The sequence below is a fragment of the Enterobacter cloacae complex sp. P13B genome (genome assembly GCF_014895915.1).
GTDB classification, from domain to species: Bacteria; Pseudomonadota; Gammaproteobacteria; order Enterobacterales; family Enterobacteriaceae; genus Enterobacter; species Enterobacter bugandensis.
This window is the reverse complement of sequence record NZ_JADBQN010000118.1, coordinates 1-1,538: the sequence shown is the minus strand read 5'-3', so window position 1 is coordinate 1,538 and position 1,538 is coordinate 1. Positions and strand designations below refer to the sequence as shown.

At 40.1% G+C, this 1,538-nt stretch carries 1 pseudogene; it reads left to right on the top strand.

What is annotated here, in order from left to right:
• Positions 1–162: 162 nt before the first annotated feature.
• Positions 163–1,538, top strand: a pseudogene (locus IM273_RS22190) (hypothetical protein); the annotation flags it as partial.

The following is a 1,538-nucleotide window of genomic DNA, read 5'->3' as shown; positions in this document are numbered from 1 at the left end:
TACAGGGGCAAATAAAATATCATGGCCTGATTCAATTTTATTGTCTTATGGGCGTGTACCAGTACTGACATTTACTAAAGATTCAACCGATGTATTCCAGTTTGTTTCTTATGATGGTGGTAGCACTTGGTACGGCTCCTTACTAATGGCAGATCTACACTAATGATTAGAAAACACAATTTAGATAACGCGTTTCAAATGGTTGAGGGGCAATTTAAGTTTCTCGACCGAAATACAGGACTAACCACAGATAATAAAACGCAGCATTATGTTTTTAATCCAGATAATGTACTTGCAAACAATAGACACTTTATCGCGGAAACTCAGTGGGAAGCACAACCAGATGGTGACTCAACTACAGAAGGACAATCACTACAAATACTAGGTGCATTGCATTGTTATCAAGCTACTAAAGAACCGTACTACTTAGAGAAAGCAAAACAATATTTTGATGCATATCACCTAGCATTCTATCGTGGTGTACCATTTCCAGATCCACCAAGTACGGCATTACGTTGTAATTGGATTTGTAATGGTAAGGCTCCAGTACTGGCAAACTACCCACTAGATCCCGAATATCCAACACACGGCGGCTTTAAAGGGGTGCTATTCAATTGGGTTAACGGACAAACTAAGATCCCTTCAGGTGCTCCGAACTATGGTGAGTACTTGGATGCTGTATGGTTCGCCTTTCCAGAGCGTGCATCACTAGGTTGGAACCAAGTTAACGCCACTGCTTACATGTGGTTAGAAGATGGTTCTACGGATTGGAAGACCAAAGCACCAACTTACGATGTGGATTGGATCATCGACCGTACAGGCCGTAAGGTAGATTCTGATGGTGAAGTACTTGAACAAGGTCTAACAAGTAAGATCGGTACAGTCCAGCTCAAGAACACTTCAATCAATGGTAATTACCGCTTCAACTACGCAACACGTAACCCCGTAGAACATGGTGGTTACATGTTCAGCAGAAATGAACGTTGGCACAATCGCCCAGTTAACGTACCTATTGATAACTACGGTGATCTCGACTTTGCAGACAATGCATCTGATGCCGAATTATGGTTCTGCCTAGCTTCTAAGATGCTATGGGATATTACAGGGGAACGTAAACACTATCTTGCATGGCAGTGTTCATTACTAACTTGCTATGGTTATTCTGACATTGATAAGTTTGATATGTTCTTTCGTAAGAGTACTATCGCAAAAACGCCATTCACTGATGGTATATCATATGACTATTTCTATCCAAGTAATCAAGTAGCAACATATTCAAGAGATGCAGAAGGGTACATTGTAATTAATCAAAGTACATCAGCACAGACTACGCTAGAACAACAATCAATCTGGTTTAAGTTTAATAATAATTCAAACTTCCATATTGAATATGGTGGCGTTGATACTACTGGAGTAGGTCTAGGGTTAGCTGTAAAAATGACAGTGAATAAAACTAAGGTAGAAGAGGGTTCAACCTTATACCGTTGTTTACTACCTAACACTAGTCCAAATGGTTCTATTACTGTAATGGATGTTCC